The sequence below is a fragment of the Streptomyces sp. NPDC004134 genome (assembly GCF_042874195.1).
GTDB lineage: Bacteria > Actinomycetota > Actinomycetes > Streptomycetales > Streptomycetaceae > Streptomyces.
Genome location: NZ_JBIAMS010000001.1, coordinates 564,697 through 580,095, shown reverse-complemented (window position 1 = coordinate 580,095; position 15,399 = coordinate 564,697). Strand labels below are relative to the sequence as shown.

At 73.3% G+C, this 15,399-nt stretch carries 14 protein-coding genes; 5 read left to right on the top strand and 9 right to left on the bottom strand.

Annotation, left to right across the window (positions count from 1 at the left end):
• Nucleotide 1 precedes the first annotated feature (1 nt).
• The 4 genes from ACFYVJ_RS02655 to ACFYVJ_RS02640 all read right to left on the bottom strand — a co-directional run bounded on the left by ACFYVJ_RS02655 (nucleotide 2) and on the right by ACFYVJ_RS02640 (nucleotide 4,422).
• On the bottom strand, nucleotides 2-784 hold the full coding sequence (locus tag ACFYVJ_RS02655; protein ID WP_388885843.1) for an APH(3'') family aminoglycoside O-phosphotransferase: 783 nt from the start codon (nucleotides 782-784) through the stop codon (nucleotides 2-4).
• Nucleotides 781-2,286 (bottom strand): hypothetical protein, encoded by a 1,506-nt coding sequence (locus ACFYVJ_RS02650; protein WP_388885840.1) that lies wholly within the window; start codon nucleotides 2,284-2,286, stop codon nucleotides 781-783. The genes ACFYVJ_RS02655 and ACFYVJ_RS02650 overlap by 4 nt, the downstream gene beginning before the upstream one ends.
• Nucleotides 2,287-2,382: 96 nt before the next feature.
• A complete protein-coding gene (rarD, locus tag ACFYVJ_RS02645) occupies nucleotides 2,383-3,423 on the bottom strand; it encodes an EamA family transporter RarD (protein ID WP_388885838.1) in 1,041 nt (346 codons plus the stop codon).
• Nucleotides 3,424-3,525: 102 nt separating this feature from the next.
• Complete coding sequence (locus ACFYVJ_RS02640) at nucleotides 3,526-4,422, bottom strand: NAD(P)H-binding protein (RefSeq protein ID WP_388885836.1); 897 nt, start codon at nucleotides 4,420-4,422, stop codon at nucleotides 3,526-3,528.
• 75 nt (nucleotides 4,423-4,497) lie between these two features.
• Between ACFYVJ_RS02640 and ACFYVJ_RS02635 the strand changes: the two genes are divergently transcribed.
• Entirely contained in the window at nucleotides 4,498-4,893 is a 396-nt protein-coding gene (locus ACFYVJ_RS02635) for a winged helix-turn-helix transcriptional regulator (RefSeq protein WP_388885833.1), read from the top strand.
• Nucleotides 4,894-4,972: 79 nt separating this feature from the next.
• Here ACFYVJ_RS02635 and ACFYVJ_RS02630 read toward each other — a convergent pair whose 3' ends face one another.
• The 5 genes from ACFYVJ_RS02630 to ACFYVJ_RS02610 all read right to left on the bottom strand — a co-directional run bounded on the left by ACFYVJ_RS02630 (nucleotide 4,973) and on the right by ACFYVJ_RS02610 (nucleotide 11,787).
• Complete coding sequence (locus tag ACFYVJ_RS02630; protein WP_388885831.1) at nucleotides 4,973-6,049, bottom strand: 2-oxoacid:ferredoxin oxidoreductase subunit beta; 1,077 nt, start codon at nucleotides 6,047-6,049, stop codon at nucleotides 4,973-4,975.
• A complete protein-coding gene (locus tag ACFYVJ_RS02625) occupies nucleotides 6,042-7,919 on the bottom strand; it encodes a 2-oxoacid:acceptor oxidoreductase subunit alpha (protein ID WP_388885828.1) in 1,878 nt (625 codons plus the stop codon). The genes ACFYVJ_RS02630 and ACFYVJ_RS02625 overlap by 8 nt, the downstream gene beginning before the upstream one ends.
• A 240-nt stretch (nucleotides 7,920-8,159) precedes the next feature.
• Nucleotides 8,160-8,819, bottom strand: a complete 660-nt coding sequence (locus ACFYVJ_RS02620; RefSeq protein ID WP_047020276.1) for a response regulator transcription factor — start codon at nucleotides 8,817-8,819, stop codon at nucleotides 8,160-8,162.
• Between the two features lie 304 nt (nucleotides 8,820-9,123).
• Nucleotides 9,124-10,440, bottom strand: a complete 1,317-nt coding sequence (locus tag ACFYVJ_RS02615; RefSeq protein ID WP_388885825.1) for a sensor histidine kinase — start codon at nucleotides 10,438-10,440, stop codon at nucleotides 9,124-9,126.
• A 138-nt stretch (nucleotides 10,441-10,578) separates the two neighbouring features.
• Nucleotides 10,579-11,787, bottom strand: coding sequence for a sensor histidine kinase (locus ACFYVJ_RS02610; RefSeq protein WP_388885822.1), 1,209 nt, complete (start codon nucleotides 11,785-11,787; stop codon nucleotides 10,579-10,581).
• A 292-nt stretch (nucleotides 11,788-12,079) separates the two neighbouring features.
• Between ACFYVJ_RS02610 and ACFYVJ_RS02605 the strand changes: the two genes are divergently transcribed.
• From ACFYVJ_RS02605 to ACFYVJ_RS02590, 4 genes are read left to right on the top strand one after another with little or no spacing between them, the layout of a single operon-like run.
• Nucleotides 12,080-12,472, top strand: a complete 393-nt coding sequence (locus tag ACFYVJ_RS02605) for an NADH-quinone oxidoreductase subunit A (protein WP_206337833.1) — start codon at nucleotides 12,080-12,082, stop codon at nucleotides 12,470-12,472.
• Nucleotides 12,463-13,062 carry an NADH-quinone oxidoreductase subunit B gene (locus tag ACFYVJ_RS02600; RefSeq protein ID WP_388885819.1) on the top strand — a complete coding sequence of 200 codons (600 nt, stop codon included), beginning with the start codon at nucleotides 12,463-12,465 and terminating at the stop codon, nucleotides 13,060-13,062. Before ACFYVJ_RS02605 ends, ACFYVJ_RS02600 begins: the two co-directional genes overlap by 10 nt.
• The gene (locus ACFYVJ_RS02595) at nucleotides 13,059-14,399 is read left to right on the top strand and encodes an NADH-quinone oxidoreductase subunit C (protein WP_388885816.1); all 1,341 of its coding nucleotides are present in this window, start codon (nucleotides 13,059-13,061) and stop codon (nucleotides 14,397-14,399) included. The genes ACFYVJ_RS02600 and ACFYVJ_RS02595 overlap by 4 nt, the downstream gene beginning before the upstream one ends.
• Nucleotides 14,396-15,355, top strand: coding sequence for an NADH-quinone oxidoreductase subunit H (locus tag ACFYVJ_RS02590; protein ID WP_388885813.1), 960 nt, complete (start codon nucleotides 14,396-14,398; stop codon nucleotides 15,353-15,355). Before ACFYVJ_RS02595 ends, ACFYVJ_RS02590 begins: the two co-directional genes overlap by 4 nt.
• Nucleotides 15,356-15,399 lie beyond the last annotated feature (44 nt).

Sequence of the window (15,399 nt, the reverse complement as noted above, 5' to 3'; positions counted from 1 at the left end):
GTCAGCCCCAGGTGAGGGGGTCGAGGTGGAGGTAGAAGCGGAGGCGGTCGGGGTCGGGGGCCGTGCCGTAGTGCTCGGCGAAGGCGGCGTCCTGGGCGCGGGCCTGGGCCTCGTCCGGCCAGGTTTCGCGGGAGTTGGCCAGGAGCAGGGCCAGGTCGCTGTGGCGGTCGGCGAGTCCGAGGCGGCCCAGGTCGACGAAGCCCGACACGTCCAGGGTCCCGGGGTCGAGGACGATGTTCGGCAGGGTGAGGTCGCCGTGGCAGACGACGGTGTCGTCGGCGGCCTGCTTCCGGCGCCGGGCGAGCTGGGGTTCGAGGCGGGCCAGCAACTCCGCGGGCGGGGTGTGCTGTTGCTCCTCGGGCAGGAAGTCGGGCTGGACGGCGCCGCGGGCGACGACGTCGCGGGCGGTGGCGATCACGTCGTCCAGGTCCCTGCGGTACGGGCAGCCGGCGGCGGGGAGCGCGTGCAGGGCGCGTACCGCCTCCGCGATGCGGCTCCAGCAGGCCCGCAGGTCCTCGGGCGGCAACTGGTCGGCGGAGATGCCCGGGACGGCGGCGGTGACCAGGCGGGCGCCGGTGCCGTCGGAGCGCCAGTCGAGGACGCGGGGTCCCGGCACGCCCTGGCCGGCCAGCCAGGCGACGCGGTCGCGCTCCTCCGCGAGTGCGGCGGCCCCGGCGGGGTCCGCCGCGGGTACGTGCTTGGCGTAGCGGGTGCCGTCCGGGCTGCGGAGGACGGTGGCACCGGACTCGCCGGTGGTGACGGGGGTCCAGTCGTCGTGCGTCATGCCTTGCGGTCCATTCGGTAGTGCAGGACGAGGAACGGGATGCCGAAGACCGAGAAGGCGTGTTCGGCGCGGAGCCGGCCGTCGCCGCCGACGTGGACGTCGAGCCGCTCGGCGAAGCTGTGCACGCCGAGGGTGGTCAGCTCGCGCGTCTCGGGGTCGATGTACGTCAGGTAGTGGCCGGGGTGGTCGGTGCCGCCGGCACCCGCCTCGTCCGCCGCGTGGCTGGTGAGCGTCAGGCCGCCGCCGGGGCGGGCGCGGGGGAGGAGGGTGGCGGTGAAGCTGGCGTGGGGGAGCGGGAATCCGACGCTGACGTAGCCGCGGCCGCCGTGCCGGTACGTGGTGTAGATGCCGACGTAGATGGGTTCTTCGGTGTCGGCGAAGGAGCGGATCCAGCCGCGGATCGCGGTCTCCCCGGCGGCCGCCCTGTCCGGTGCTGGGGTGATGGTGTCGATGCGGCTGCGCATGCCGCGCTGCACCTCGCGCTGGTTCATCGGCACGTTGGCCTGGCCCAGGGGCTGGGCGACGAGGGCGCGGTAGAGGAGGTAGCCGGGACGGACCCAGAGGCGCCAGCGGGGTTCGATGTCGAGGGTGAAGCGGGCGGTGTGCTCGTAGAACTCCCGTACCCGCGGGTTCACTTCCGCGGGGTCGAAGCCGGGTCCCGCGAGGGCGTCGAGCGACTCGACGATGCCGACGTCGGGGGCGTCGGCGGTGTACGTACCGCCGAGGACGCCGGCGAGGTCGCGCACGTAGGAGGTGCCGACGTACGCGGACCGCGCTTCGAGCGGCACGACGAACGGCAGGTCCTCGGTGGCGGCCTCCTCGGCGACGAGGCTGACCTGCGCCTCCCGGAACACCAGCGCGGAGACCACCCGGAACGCCACCACGGCCCCCGCCGCCACGGCGGCACCCCGCGCGGCGACGACCCCGGGCCGGCCGGGATGGGGGCGGCCGCGGCGGCGCAGGGGATACGAACCCGCCGGCGCGGGGCCGGGGATGAGCGCGGGCCGGAGGCGGGGCGCGGAGACGGGCGCGGCCGGGCGGGCCTTCCCGCTCGTACGGGTCCCGCGGGGCCGCCGCGGAGGGGAGGCAAGGGCACCCGCGCCGCCGCGCAGCGCGTACGCGCCGCCGACCGCCGCGCCCACCACCGGGCCCAGGGCGACCTTGTGCGGCCGTATGCCCAGCGCACCCGCCGTCGCACCCGCGACCGTGCCCATTGCCACCGGGCCCGCGCCCGTCAGCCGGGCGCCCGCCCACCCCGCGCCGGCGGCCAGGGCGCCGCTCGCGGCGATGCGCTGCCACAGTGCCGGGATCTCGCCCGGCCGCTGCCGTATCCGGGCGACCGCCTCGGCGACCCCGAGCCCGGCCGCCCCGGCGGCCGCCCCCTTGACCGCCGTACGCGCTCCCCGACCCCCGGCGAGGGCTGCCCCCGCGAGGGCACCCATGACCCCCGCGGTCACCACCTGCGCCCGCAACTCCGACATGTCCACCCGCTCACGCCCCATCCCCGCACCTTACGTGCGCCGTTCCGGCCGGCGTCCCGCCGCCGTCACGTACGCCGCCCGCAGGCCGCTGCCTCGGCCGGTGTCTCAGTCGGTGCCTCAGCCGGCCCGGCCCGGGTTCGCCGCTTCCGGCACGCCCCCCGCAGCCGCCTTCGTCTCCCCGGTCGCGGCCGCCTCGCCGCCCGCGGCCGCCGCCCTCGCCTCCGCCTCCGCCCGGCGCAGCTCCAGCCGGCCGCGGCGGGCGGTGCGCAGCGCGTCGTACGTGAGCAGGGCAAGCGCCAGCCAGACCAGCAGGAAGCCCGCCCAGCGCTCCGCCGGCATCGACTCGCGGAAGTACAGGACCCCCAGCACGAACTGCAGCGTCGGCGCCAGGTACTGCATCAGGCCGATCGTCGACAGCGGCAGCCGGACGGCCGCCGCGCCGAAGCAGATCAGGGGGAACGCGGTGATCACGCCGCAGCTCGCGAGGAGCAGCGCGTGGCCGACGCCCTCGGTGTGGAACGTCGAGTCGCCGCGGGCGCCCAGGATCACCATGAACACCAGCGCGGGCAGGAACTGCACCGCCGTCTCGGCCGCGAAGGACTCGATGCCCTCCAGTCCGATCCGCTTCTTGATCAGCCCGTACGTCCCGAACGAGAAGGCCAGCACCAGTGCGATCCACGGCAGCCGGCCGTAGCCCACCGTCAGCACGACGACAGCCGCCGTGCCCACCCCGACCGCGATCCACTGCAGCCCGCGCAGCCGCTCCCGCAGCAGCAGCACGCCGAAGGCGATGCTCACGAGGGGGTTGATGAAGTAGCCGAGGGCCGCCTCGACGACGTGGCCCGAGTTGACGGCCCAGATGTAGACGAACCAGTTGACGGTGATCGTCGCCGCCGCCCCCGCGACCAGCGCCAGCCGCCGCGGCTCGCGCAGCAGCGGCCGGATCCAGGACCAGCGGCGCAGCACCAGCAGGAGCAGGATGCAGGCGACCAGCGACCACACCATCCGGTTGGCCAGGATCTCCGCCGGACTCGCGGGTTCCAGCAGCGGCCAGAAGAGCGGGATGACGCCCCAACTGCCGTACGCGGCGAAGCCGTAGAGGAGCCCGAGCCGGGCCTCGCTCGCCGCGCGATCCGGTGCTTCACCTGATGACCCCACGGCCGCCCTCCCGTTCCGCTGCCCGCACGGCGGGCGCCGTGCCGACGGTAGCGGGCGGGAGAGCCCATTGTCATATCTGTATCAGTATTTGGGTCCTTACGGTCACCGAGCCGCGGAGCCTCCCGCAAGCCCCGCCGCGAGCCCCGCCGCGAGCCCCGCCGCGACCGCGTCCGCCAGCGGCGTCGTCGGCCGGCCGATGAGCCGGGACAGTTCGCCGGACGTGCCGGCCAGCAGCCCGCGGGAGACGGCCGCGTCGACGTCGACGAGCACGTCGGCCATCGCCTTCGGCAGCCCGGCGCCGAGCAGGACCCGGCGGTGCTCGGCGGGCGGCAGGTCGCGGTAGCCGACCTGGGTGCCGGACTGCCGGGCGACCTCCGCCGCGTACTCCGGCAGGCTCCACGCCGTGTCGCCGCTCAGCTCGTACGCCCGGCCCTCGTGCCCCTCGCCGGTCAGCACCGCGGCGGCCGCGGCGGCGTAGTCGGCGCGGGCGGCGGCGGCGATCCGGCCGGCGCCCGCGCTGCCGAGCACGGCGCCGCTTTCGAGGACGGCGGCGAGCTGGTCGGTGTGGACCTCGTGGTACCAGCCGTTGCGCAGGAAGGCGTACGGCAGTCCGGAGTCGAGGATGATCTGCTCGGTCGCCTTGTGCTCGTCCGCCAGCAGGAAGTCCGCCTTCGGCCCGCCCAATATGCCGGTGTACGCGAGCAGCCCCACCCGCGCCGCCGCGGCGGCGTCGACCACGGACCGGTGCTGCGGCACCCGCCGCCCGACCGCGTTGCCCGAGACGAACAGCACCCGCTCGCCCGCGCGGAAGGCGTCCGCCAGCGTGGCCGGCTCGTCGTAGTCGGCGACCCGCACCTCCACCCCGAGCGCCGCGAGGTCCGCGGCCTTCTCCCTGCTGCGTACGACGGCGGCCACCCGCTCCGCGGGCATCTGCTCCAGCAGTGCGGCGATGACGTGGCGGCCGAGGTGCCCGGTGGCTCCGGTGACGGTGATCTTCATGTCAGCCACCGTAGGCTGCACACTTACGAAGAGAAAGTACCCACTTTCACGTAAGGTACTGGTGTGGAGGTAAGCATGCAGGCAGAGGGAGATGCGGCGCCCCGGCTGCGGGACTTTCCGGACCTGATCACGGCCGACTGCCCCGCCCGGAACATCATGGAGCACGTCGTCAGCCGCTGGGGCGTGCTGGTGCTGCTCGCGCTGCTGGACGGCACGATGCGGTTCAGCGCGCTGCGGCGGCGGATCGGCGGGGTGAGCGAGAAGATGCTCGCCCAGACCCTGCAGACGCTGGAGCGCGACGGCCTCGTGCTGCGCGAGGCGAAGCCCGTCATCCCGCCGCACGTGGAGTACTCGCTGACGCCGCTCGGCGAGGAGGCGGCTCTGCGGGTACGGCCCCTGGCGATCTGGGCGAACGACAGCGTGCCCGCGGTGACCGCGGCGCGTGAGGGGTACGACGAAGCCCGGGCCTGAGGTGCTCAGGCCCGGGCCCGGGTCGTATCAGCGGGGGACCGGCGGTCGCAGGACCGTCAGTCCGGGGTCGGCACTCGGCTCAGCCGAGCACCGTCCAGGTGTCGCCGCCCGCGAGCAGCCCGGCGAGGTCGCCCTTGCCCTTCTGCTGCACCGCGTCGTCGAGCTGCTCCGCCATCTCCGTGTCGTACACCTTCCGGTTCACGTCCCTCAGGATGCCGATCGGGGTGTGGTGCAGGGTGTTCGGGTCGGCCAGCCGGGAAAGCGCGAACGCCGTCGTCGGGGTGGCGGCGTGGGCGTCGTGGACGAGGACGTCCGCCTCGTTCTCCGGCGTCACCTCCACGATCTCCAGGTCGCCCGTGGCCGGGTTCCGCACGACGCCCTTGTGGCCGTCGGCGCCGAAGCGGATCGGCTGCCCGTGCTGGAGCCGGATCACCGCCTCCTGCGCCTGCTCGCGGTCCTTCAGCACCTCGAAGGCGTCGTCGTTGAAGATGTTGCAGTTCTGGTAGATCTCGATCAGCGCCGTGCCCGGGTGGGCCGCCGCCGCGCGCAGCGTCTCGGTGAGGTGCTTGCGGTCCGAGTCGACCGTACGGGCGACGAACGACGCCTCCGCGCCGAGCGCCAGCGAGACCGGGTTGAACGGCGCGTCCAGCGAGCCCATCGGGGTCGACTTGGTGACCTTGCCGACCTCGGAGGTCGGCGAGTACTGCCCCTTGGTCAGCCCGTAGATCCGGTTGTTGAAGAGCAGGATCTTGAGGTTGACGTTGCGGCGGAGCGCGTGGATCAGGTGGTTGCCGCCGATGGACAGCGCGTCGCCGTCGCCGGTGACGACCCAGACGGACAGATCGCGCCGGGTGCTGGCCAGGCCGGTGGCGATGGCCGGGGCGCGGCCGTGGATGGAGTGCATCCCGTACGTGTTCATGTAGTACGGGAAGCGGGACGAGCAGCCGATGCCGGAGACGAAGACGATGTTCTCCTTGGCCAGGCCCAGCTCCGGCATGAACCCCTGGACGGCGGCGAGGACGGCGTAGTCGCCGCAGCCGGGGCACCAGCGCACTTCCTGGTCCGTCTTGAAGTCCTTCATGGACTGCTTGGCTTCGGCCTTGGGGATCAGCGAAAGGGTGTCGATCGCCGGTCCCTCGGCGGTCGTCTCAGCCATTGTCGATGGCCTCCTTGAGAGCGGTGGCGAGCTGCTCGGCCTTGAACGGCATGCCGTTGACCTGGTTGTAGGAGAAGGCGTCCACGAGGTACCTGGCCCGGACCAGGGTCGCGAGCTGGCCGAGGTTCATCTCGGGCACGACGACCTTGTCGTACGCGGTCAGCACCTCGCCGAGGTTGCCCGGGAACGGGTTGAGGTAGCGCAGATGGGCCTGCGCGATGTGGTCGCCGGCGCGGCGCACGCGGCGTACGGCCGCGGTGATGGGCCCGTAAGTCGAGCCCCAGCCCAGCACCAGCGTGCGCGCCTTGCCCTCGGGGTCGTCGACCTCGATGTCGGGCACCTCGATGCCGTCGACCTTCGCCTGGCGGGTGCGCACCATCAGGTCGTGGTTGGACGGCGAGTACGAGATGTTGCCCGAGCCGTCCTCCTTCTCGATCCCGCCGATGCGGTGCTCCAGACCCGGCGTGCCGGGGATCGCCCACGGGCGGGCGAGGGTCTGCGGGTCGCGCTTGTACGGCCAGAAGACCTCGGTGCCGTCGGCCATGGTGTGGTTCGTCTTGCTGGCGAACTGCACCCGCAGGTCCGGCAGGTCGTCGACCTCCGGGATCCGCCAGGGCTCGGAGCCGTTGGCGAGGTAGCCGTCGGAGAGCAGCATCACCGGCGTGCGGTACGTCAGCGCGATCCGGGCCGCGTCCAGGGCCGCCGTGAAGCAGTCCGACGGCGTGGCCGGCGCGACGATCGGCACCGGTGCCTCGCCGTTGCGCCCGTACATCGCCTGCAGCAGGTCCGCCTGCTCGGTCTTGGTGGGCAGCCCGGTCGACGGGCCGCCGCGCTGGATGTCCACGATCAGCAGCGGCAGCTCGAGGGACACGGCCAGGCCCACGGTCTCGGCCTTCAGTGCGACACCGGGGCCCGAGGTGGTCGTCACGCCCAGCGCGCCGCCGAAGGCCGCGCCGAGCGCGGCGCCGATGCCGGCGATCTCGTCCTCGGCCTGGAAGGTGCGCACGCCGAAGTTCTTGTGCCGGCTCAGCTCGTGCAGGATGTCGGAGGCCGGCGTGATCGGGTACGAGCCGAGGAAGAGCGGCAGGTCCGCCTGCTGCCCCGCGGCGATCAGGCCGTACGCGAGCGCCAGGTTCCCCGAGATCGAGCGGTAGGTGCCGGCGGGGAACGCAGACTGGGCCGGGGCGACCTCGTACGAGACGGCGAAGTCCTCCGTCGTCTCGCCGAAGTTCCACCCCGCCCGGAAGGCGGCGATGTTGGCCTCGGCGATGTCCGGCTTCTTGGCGAACTTGGCCCGCAGGAACCCGATCGTGCCCTCGGTGGGCCGGTGGTACATCCAGCTCAGCAGCCCGAGGGCGAACATGTTCTTGGAGCGGCCCGCGTCCTTGCGGGACAGCCCGAACTCCTTCAGCGCCTCGACCGTGAGCGTGGTCAGCGGCACCTCGTGCACGCTGTACCCGTCGAGGGAGCCGTCCTCCAGGGGGCTCGCCTCGTAGCCCACCTTGGCCATCGCGCGCTTGTTGAACTCGTCGGTGTTGACGATCACCTCGGCGCCGCGCGGGACGTCCCCGATGTTCGCCTTCAGGGCGGCCGGGTTCATCGCCACCAGCACGTTGGGGGCGTCGCCCGGGGTGAGGATGTCGTGGTCGGCGAAGTGCACCTGGAAACTGGAAACCCCCGGCAGCGTGCCTGCGGGGGCGCGGATCTCGGCGGGGAAGTTCGGCAGCGTCGACAGGTCGTTGCCGAACGACGCGGTCTCCGAGGTGAAGCGGTCGCCGGTCAGTTGCATCCCGTCTCCGGAGTCACCGGCGAACCGGATGATCACCCGGTCCAGACGCTTGACCTCTTTGCTGTTGACCTCGCTGGTCACCTTCGTGGACCTCCCTCGCGGCGGCCGCTCGGGAACGGGATTCCGACCGCCTGACCCAGTGAACATCGTACGCGGGTTAGGCATGCCTTCCTGAGCCCGTCCGCAAACTGGACGGTGGCGAGACGTCAGGTTATATCCCTTTTTGTCACTATCTAATGCCCCTCTTGACCCCATCCGCCGGTGTGACAATCCCTTGTCACCGGAACGGGGGCCGGGGCGCACCGCCGGGGCGGGGGGCGGTCAGGAGTTGAGATACGTCAGGACCGCGAGCACCCGGCGGTGATCTCCCTCACTCGGCGCCAGGCCGAGCTTCATGAAGATGTTGCTGACGTGCTTCTCCACCGCGCCGTCGCTCACCACGAGCTGCCCGGCGATGGCCGAGTTCGTCCGGCCCTCGGCCATCAGGCCCAGCACCTCGCGCTCCCGCGGGGTCAGCCCGGCCAGCACGTCCTGCTTGCGGCTGCGGCCCAGCAACTGCGCGACGACCTCCGGATCGAGCGCCGTGCCGCCCTCGGCGACGCGCACGACGGCGTCGACGAACTCGCGGACCTCCGCCACCCGGTCCTTCAGCAGGTACCCGACGCCGCGGCTGGAGCCGGCGATCAGCTCGGTGGCGTACTGCTCCTCCACGTACTGCGAGAGCACCAGCACGCCGACGTCCGGATGCTCGCGCCGCAGTTGGACAGCCGCGCGGACCCCTTCGTCGGTGTGGGTCGGGGGCATCCGCACGTCGGCGACGACGACGTCCGGCGCGCTGCCCTCGGCGGCCAGGTCCCCGACCGTCTTGACCAGCGCCACGCCGTCGCCGACCCCGGCGACGACCTCGTGGCCCCGGTCGGTGAGCAGCCGGGTGAGCCCCTCCCGGAGCAGCACCGAATCCTCGGCGATGACCACCCGCACGCTGTCCTCCACCGTTGCCTGCCCCCCATACGAAGATGTGTAGACCTCCAGCATCCCAGGATTCCGCGGCGGGGGAGGTGCCGGAGGGGGATAACGGCAGGTAAAGGGTGGAGAACGGCGGTGGTGCGGGGCGCGCGGGAGGCCCCGGCGGCGGGCCGGGGCGCGGGCGCGCGAGGCGGCGTGGGGTCGCGCGGGACTTCCGGGGCGGGGGTGCGGAGGGCCGTCGGGCGTACGGGGACGGGGCCGGCCCGCGGGCCCGCCCCGTCCCCGTACGCCCGACGGGGCCGCGTCCCCGCAGAAGCGCTCAGGCCCGCCAGGGCAGCTCCGCCGTGACCACCGTCGGGCCGCCGGGCGGCGAGTCGACGACCAGCAGCCCGTCCACCGAGCCCAGCCGCTCCGCAAGACCCGCGAGCCCCGAGCCGGCGTCCAGCCGCGCGCCGCCGTTGCCGTCGTCCGTCACCTGGATCATCAGCCGGCCTTCCGCGCGCCACAGGTCGACCATGGCCCGGCTCGCGCCGCTGTGCTTGCTGATGTTCTGCAGCAGCTCGGAGGTCGTGTAGTACGCGATGCCCTCGATCGACTGCGCCGGCCGCTCCAGCAGGTCCACCGTCACCGAGACGGGCACGGTGCAGCGCGCGGCGACGGCCGACAGCGCCGGACCCAGGCCCCGGTCGGTGAGGATCGCCGGGTGGATGCCGCGGGCCAGGTCGCGCAGCTCCTGGAGCGCGAGCTTCACCTCGCCGTGCGCCTCGTCGACCATCGCGGCCGCCGCCTCGGGGTCCTCCAGCAGCTTCTCCTTCGCCAGGCCGAGGTCCATCGCCAGGGCCACGAGCCGGGCCTGCGCGCCGTCGTGCAGGTCGCGCTCGATGCGCCGCAGGTCCGCCGCCGCCGTGTCGACCACGACCCCGCGGTCCGTCTCCAGCTCCTGCACCCGGGTCGCCAGCTTCGACGGGCCCAGCAGCCCGATGACCATCGCCCGGTCCACGTACGACAGGCTGCGCACCACCCACGGCGAGGCGAGCAGGAACACCGCGCCGACGCCGACCGCGAAGAGCTGCTCCAGCGGCGAGTCCAGGTACCAGCCGTCGCCGTCGGCGTTCCCGTACACCTGGAGCCCGTCCTGGCCCCAGTGCGCCGGGAAGACCCACTGCCACAGCGGGTACGTGACCATGGACCAGCTCCAGAACATCACGGCCACCGAGATGCTGAAGGAGCACACCGCCCAGAACATGTGCAGCAGCCCGTAGAGCATCGTCCGCCACGACTCGCCGCTGCGGAACAGCGAGCCGACCCAGCCCATGAACCCGGAGGCCCGGCGGCGCAGCGGCTCCGGGTCGTCGATGTCCAGGCCCAGCAGCATCCGGGCGCGGGTCCGCTCGAAGTAGCCCATGCCGCGGCAGCCGGCCAGCATCCCGGCGAGCACGGGGACGCCGAGGAACGTGATCAGCAGGCCGAGGCCGAGCGACAGCATCGTGATCGTGTAGACGAAGAACACGATCGACACCGGCAGGCTGAGCAGGTGGTAGAGGAACTCGCGCCAGGTGCGTGCCTCGAAGGGGGCGCGCAGGGCGAGGGGAAGCCGCGGGCGGCGGGCCTCGGGTGCGTACGCGGTGCTGTCCATCGTCGGAAGTCCTTCTGCCGGAGCGCTGGTGACGGGTCTGTCGAGCTTGTGCCTCCAGCCTCCTCGGCGGGGGCGGCGCGGGCCATGGAGCAGGTCGGTCTGTCGTTACGGGGGAAAACCCCACCCCCGGCGGGGGGGCTACGCGCGCGTCTGCGCCTCGGACTCGCGGTTGCGCCAGGGGAGTTCCGCGGTGACGACCGTGGGGCCGCCGCTCGGCGACTGCACGGCCAGCAGCCCGTCCACCGAGCCCAGCCGCTCCGTCAGCCCGGACAGACCCGTGCCGCCGTCCAGCCGGGCGCCGCCCTTCCCGTCGTCGGTGACCTGCACCATGATGCGCCCCTCAGCCCGCCACACGTCGGCGCTCGCGGTCTTCGCGCCGCTGTGCTTGCTGATGTTCTGGAGCAGTTCGGAGACGGTGTAGTACGCGATGCCCTCGATGGCCTGCGCCGGGCGGTCCTTGAGGTCGACGGTCACCGAGACGGGCACGGTGCAGCGCGCGGCGACGGCCGACAGCGCCGGACCCAGGCCGCGGTCGGTGAGGATCGCCGGGTGGATGCCGCGGGCCAGGTCGCGCAGCTCCTCCAGGGCGAGCTTCACCTCGCCGTGCGCCTCGCCGACCATCTCGGCGGCGGCCTCGGGGTCCTCCAGCAGCTTCTCCTTCGCCAGCCCCAGCCCCATGGCCAGGGCCACGAGCCGGGCCTGCGCGCCGTCGTGCAGGTCGCGCTCGATGCGCCGCAGGTCCGCCGCCGCCGTGTCGACCACGACGCCGCGGTTCTCCTCCAGCTCCTTGATGCGCCGCTCCAGCGGGTCGGAAGGACCGAGCAGGCCGCGGACCATCGCCCGGTCCACCTCGGTCAGAGCGCGCGACAGCCAGGGCAGCAGCGGCCACAGCACGAACATGGAGACGCACATGAGGGCGAAGGTGAAGATCCCCCACGGCAGCCGCATCGTGCAGTACAGCGTCGTCCGCCAGCCCACCGGGTCCTTCAGCGTCGCCCACAGCCACGGCAGGAAGCCGCCGTACGTGCTGCGCCGGATCGGCGTCGGCTCCTCGACGTACACGCCGAGCAGCGCCCGCGCCCGCGCACGCTCCCAGGAGCCGAGCATGCGGGCTCCGGCGAGTCCTGCGGCCAGCATCGGCAGCCCGATGACGGTGATCGACAGCGCGGCGCCCGGCAGCAGCCAGAAGGAGACGTAGACGAAGCCGAAGAGCGCCATCGGGAGGTTCACCAGCAGGTGCACGACCTCCAGCCAGGTCGTGCCGCTGAGCGGCGGGCGCGGTGGGGGCAGCGGCTTGTCGCCGCTCGGCTTGACCGGCGGCTCCGCACCCGGGCGGCTGTGACTCATCCTCCCAGGGTGCCGCGCCGGGGCACGGGGGCGCCATGGGGGGTGTACCGGGGAACGTACGGGGGTTAACCCCACCCTTTGCGGAGAAGTCTCCGGTTCGTGCTCCGCCGCGGCCCGCGGCGGAGGCGGGCGCGGTCCGTACCGTCGGCGGCTCGCAGGAACTGGCGCACACGGGATGGCCACAGCGCCCGGGGCAGGGCCTACACTCCTTGCCCGTACAGGTCGATGTCCTGACCGAATACGCACGGGTCAGCCAGCCACAGCAGTCAGGAGCGGAGCGGACGTGCCGGACATGCTCGCCGCCGACGCCCTTGCCGCCGGGTACTTCGACGGCTACGGGGTGGTCGGCCTCGTCGCCGTGCTGGGCCTGCTCTTCGTCGGCGTCGCCTTCGGCGGCGCCCGGCTGCTGCGGCCCGCGGTGCCGACGCCGGAGAAGCTGCTGACGTACGAGTGCGGGGTGGACCCGGTCGGAGAGGGCTGGGCGCACACGCAGGTCCGCTACTACGTGTACGCCTTCCTGTACGTGATCTTCGCGGTCGACGTCATCTTCCTCTTCCCCTGGGCGACGGTCTTCGCCGCGCCGGGGTACGGGGCGGTGACGCTCGTGGAGATGTTCATCTTCCTCGGCTTCCTCGCCGTGGGCCTGCTGTACGCCTGGAAGAAGGGCGTCCTGGAATGGACGTGAACCCCGCCGCCCCTGTCCCCGCCGCCGCGCCCGCCCCCGTGCGGAGCGTGGGCCTGCTCCAGCGGCTGGCGCCCCAGCCGATGAAGGTCGTGCTCAACTGGGGCCGCCGCTACAGCCTGTGGGTCTTCAACTTCGGCCTCGCCTGCTGCGCGATCGAGTTCATCGCCGCGTCGATGGCCAGGCACGACTTCATCCGCCTCGGCGTCATCCCGTTCGCGCCCGGCCCGCGGCAGGCGGACCTGATGGTGGTGTCCGGCACGGTGACGGACAAGATGGCGCCGGCGGTGAAGCGGCTGTACGAGCAGATGCCGGAGCCGAAGTACGTGATCTCCTTCGGTGCCTGCTCCAACTGCGGCGGGCCGTACTGGGACTCGTACGCGGTGACGAAGGGCGTGGACCAGATCATCCCGGTGGACGTGTACGTGCCCGGCTGCCCGCCGCGGCCGGAGGCGCTGCTGCAGGGGATCCTGAAGCTCCAGGAGAAGATCGCGCGGGAGTCGCTGGACGAGCGGTACGGGAAGTCGTCGTCCGGGGCGCCGGCGGGGGCGCTGACGAGCGGGCTGGTGAAGCCGCCGGAGGACGCCGGATGACGGAGCCGCAGGGGGAGGGCTGGCTGCCCCGCCCCGCCACGGAGCTGTTCGGCCCGGAGGCGGTGGCGAAGGAGGCGTACGGCGTCCTGACGGTGGACGTACCGGCGGCCGCCTGGACCGTGGCGCTGCGGACGGCGCGCGACGAGCTGGGCTGCACGTTCTTCGACTGGCTCACCGCCGTCGACGAACCGGCCGAGGGCTTCCGCATCGCCGCCCACGTCGTCGCGGTCGGCACCCCGCCGCGCAGGCTGCTGCTCCGCACGACGGTCCCGCACGCGGCCCCGGCGCTGGCGACGGCGACGGGCGTCTACGCGGGGGCGGCGTGGCACGAGCGGGAGACGCACGAGATGTTCGGCGTCGACTTCCCGGGCCACCCGCACCTGGTGCGGCTGCTGCTGCCGGAGGAGTTCGAGGGCCACCCGCTGCGGAAGGACTTCGTCCTGGCGGCGCGGGTGGCGAAGGCGTGGCCGGGCGCGAAGGAGCCGGGCGAGTCGCACGCGGGCGGCCCGAAGCGGCGCCAGATGCAACCCCCGGGCGTCCCGGACCCCAACGACTGGGGCCCCCAGAAAGGCACCCTCCCGCCGGCCCCGGCCCGCCCGTCCCGCCGCTCCCGCGCGACGTCCGCCGAAGCCGGCGGCGACCGCCCGGCCCGCGACGCACGGCGGACGCGCTCGGCGAGCGGGGGCTCCGCCTCGCAGCGGACGGCCGAGGAGACTTCGGGCGAGACGCCCGAAGTCTCCGGCGGCGAGAAGTCTGGCGGCAGGACGCCTGCCGAGGGCGCGCGGGGCGACGCCGGGGGCGGGTCTGCTGCGGGTGACGGGTCCGGGGAGACCCCGGCGGCCGCGGCCGCGGCCGCGGCTCCCGGCGGAGCCGGGGCCGCCCGCACGCCACGGGGTGCGCGGCGCACGCGTTCGGTGAGTGAGGGCTCGGCGTCGCAGCAGGCCGCCGACGGCAGTTCTGCGTCCCGGCCGGGTGAGACGCAAGACGGCGACGACACCGGGGGACCGGCGCCTGCCGACGGTACGGCGGACGACTCGGCAGGCGCGGCTCCCGGCGGAGCCGGGGCCGGGCGGCCGCCTCGCGGAGCGCGGCGGGCGCGTTCCGCCAGTGAGGGTTCCGCGTCGCAGCGGGCCGCCGGCGGCGGGCCCGCCGCCGCGGGCGGGGAGCCGCGCCCCCGTGCGCGTACGCCCGATGCCCCCTGGCAACGCCCCCAGCCCGACGACGAGCCGACCCCACCGGCCGAACCCACCGCAGGCGAAGGCCCCCCACCCGCCGAGCCCGCCGCAGGCGAACCCTCCTCCGACCCCGAGGGCGGCGAAGGCGGTGATCGTCCGTGAACGACGTGGTCGCGATCCTGCTCACACTCCTCGGCGTGCTCGTCGTCTTTCTGCTCTTTCCGCTCGTCGTCGGGCAGACCGAGCACAAGGTCATGGCCCACATGCAAGGCCGCGTAGGCCCCATGTACGCCGGCGGCTTCCACGGCTGGGCGCAACTCGTCGCCGACGGGCTCAAGTTCGTACAGAAAGAAGACGTCGTCCCCGCCGGTGCCGACCGCCGCGTCTTCCAACTCGCCCCCGCCGTCGCCCTCCTGCCCTACCTCGTCGTGCTCGTCGCCATCCCCTTCCACCCCGACGGCGGCGTCGGCGAGGCACTGGACGCCGGCATCTTCTTCGTGCTGGCCGTCATGGGCGTCGGCGTCCTCGGGTCCCTCATGGGCGGCTGGGCGTCCGCCAACAAGTACTCCCTCCTCGGCGGCCTCCGCACCGCCGCGCAGCTTCTCGCCTACGAGCTGCCCATGCTGCTCGCCGCCGCCTCCGTCGCCATGGCCGCCGGGACGGTCTCGCTCGTCGGGATCGTCGACGGGTTCGAGTGGTGGTGGCTGCCGTGGCAGCTCGTCGGCGGCTTCGTCTTCTTCACCGCCGGGCTCGCCGAGCTGCAACGCCCGCCGTTCGACGCCCCCGTCGCCGACTCGGAGATCATCTTCGGCGCGTACACCGAGTACTCCGGCCTGCGCTTCGCGCTGTTCCTGCTCGCCGAGTACGCCGGCATCGTCGTCCTCAGCGCGCTGACCGCCGTGCTCTTCCTCGGCGGCTGGCACGGCCCGTACGCCGACGGGCTCGGCTGGCTCTGGACGCTGCTGAAGACCGGGATCCTGGCCTTCGCCGTGATCTGGCTGCGCGTCACGTACCCGAGGCTGCGCGAGGACCAGATCCAGCGCTTCGCCTGGACGACCCTCATCCCGCTCGCCCTCGCGCAGATCGCGCTGACCGGCATCGTGAAGGTGGTGATCTGACGGTGAAGGGGCTCGCCAAGGGGCTCGCGGTCACGCTGCGCACG

What these genes read in the sequence shown, in the direction of transcription:
- ACFYVJ_RS02655 (WP_388885843.1), bottom strand. Translation starts at nt 784, where the DNA reads ATGACGCACGACGACTGGACCCCCGTCACCACCGGCGAGTCCGGTGCC.
- ACFYVJ_RS02650 (WP_388885840.1), bottom strand. Translation starts at nt 2,286, where the DNA reads ATGGGGCGTGAGCGGGTGGACATGTCGGAGTTGCGGGCGCAGGTGGTG.
- ACFYVJ_RS02640 (WP_388885836.1), bottom strand. Translation starts at nt 4,422, where the DNA reads ATGAAGATCACCGTCACCGGAGCCACCGGGCACCTCGGCCGCCACGTC.
- ACFYVJ_RS02635 (WP_388885833.1), top strand. Translation starts at nt 4,498, where the DNA reads ATGCAGGCAGAGGGAGATGCGGCGCCCCGGCTGCGGGACTTTCCGGAC.
- ACFYVJ_RS02630 (WP_388885831.1), bottom strand. Translation starts at nt 6,049, where the DNA reads ATGGCTGAGACGACCGCCGAGGGACCGGCGATCGACACCCTTTCGCTG.
- ACFYVJ_RS02615 (WP_388885825.1), bottom strand. Translation starts at nt 10,440, where the DNA reads ATGGACAGCACCGCGTACGCACCCGAGGCCCGCCGCCCGCGGCTTCCC.
- ACFYVJ_RS02610 (WP_388885822.1), bottom strand. Translation starts at nt 11,787, where the DNA reads ATGAGTCACAGCCGCCCGGGTGCGGAGCCGCCGGTCAAGCCGAGCGGC.
- ACFYVJ_RS02605 (WP_206337833.1), top strand. Translation starts at nt 12,080, where the DNA reads ATGCTCGCCGCCGACGCCCTTGCCGCCGGGTACTTCGACGGCTACGGG.
- ACFYVJ_RS02600 (WP_388885819.1), top strand. Translation starts at nt 12,463, where the DNA reads ATGGACGTGAACCCCGCCGCCCCTGTCCCCGCCGCCGCGCCCGCCCCC.
- ACFYVJ_RS02595 (WP_388885816.1), top strand. Translation starts at nt 13,059, where the DNA reads ATGACGGAGCCGCAGGGGGAGGGCTGGCTGCCCCGCCCCGCCACGGAG.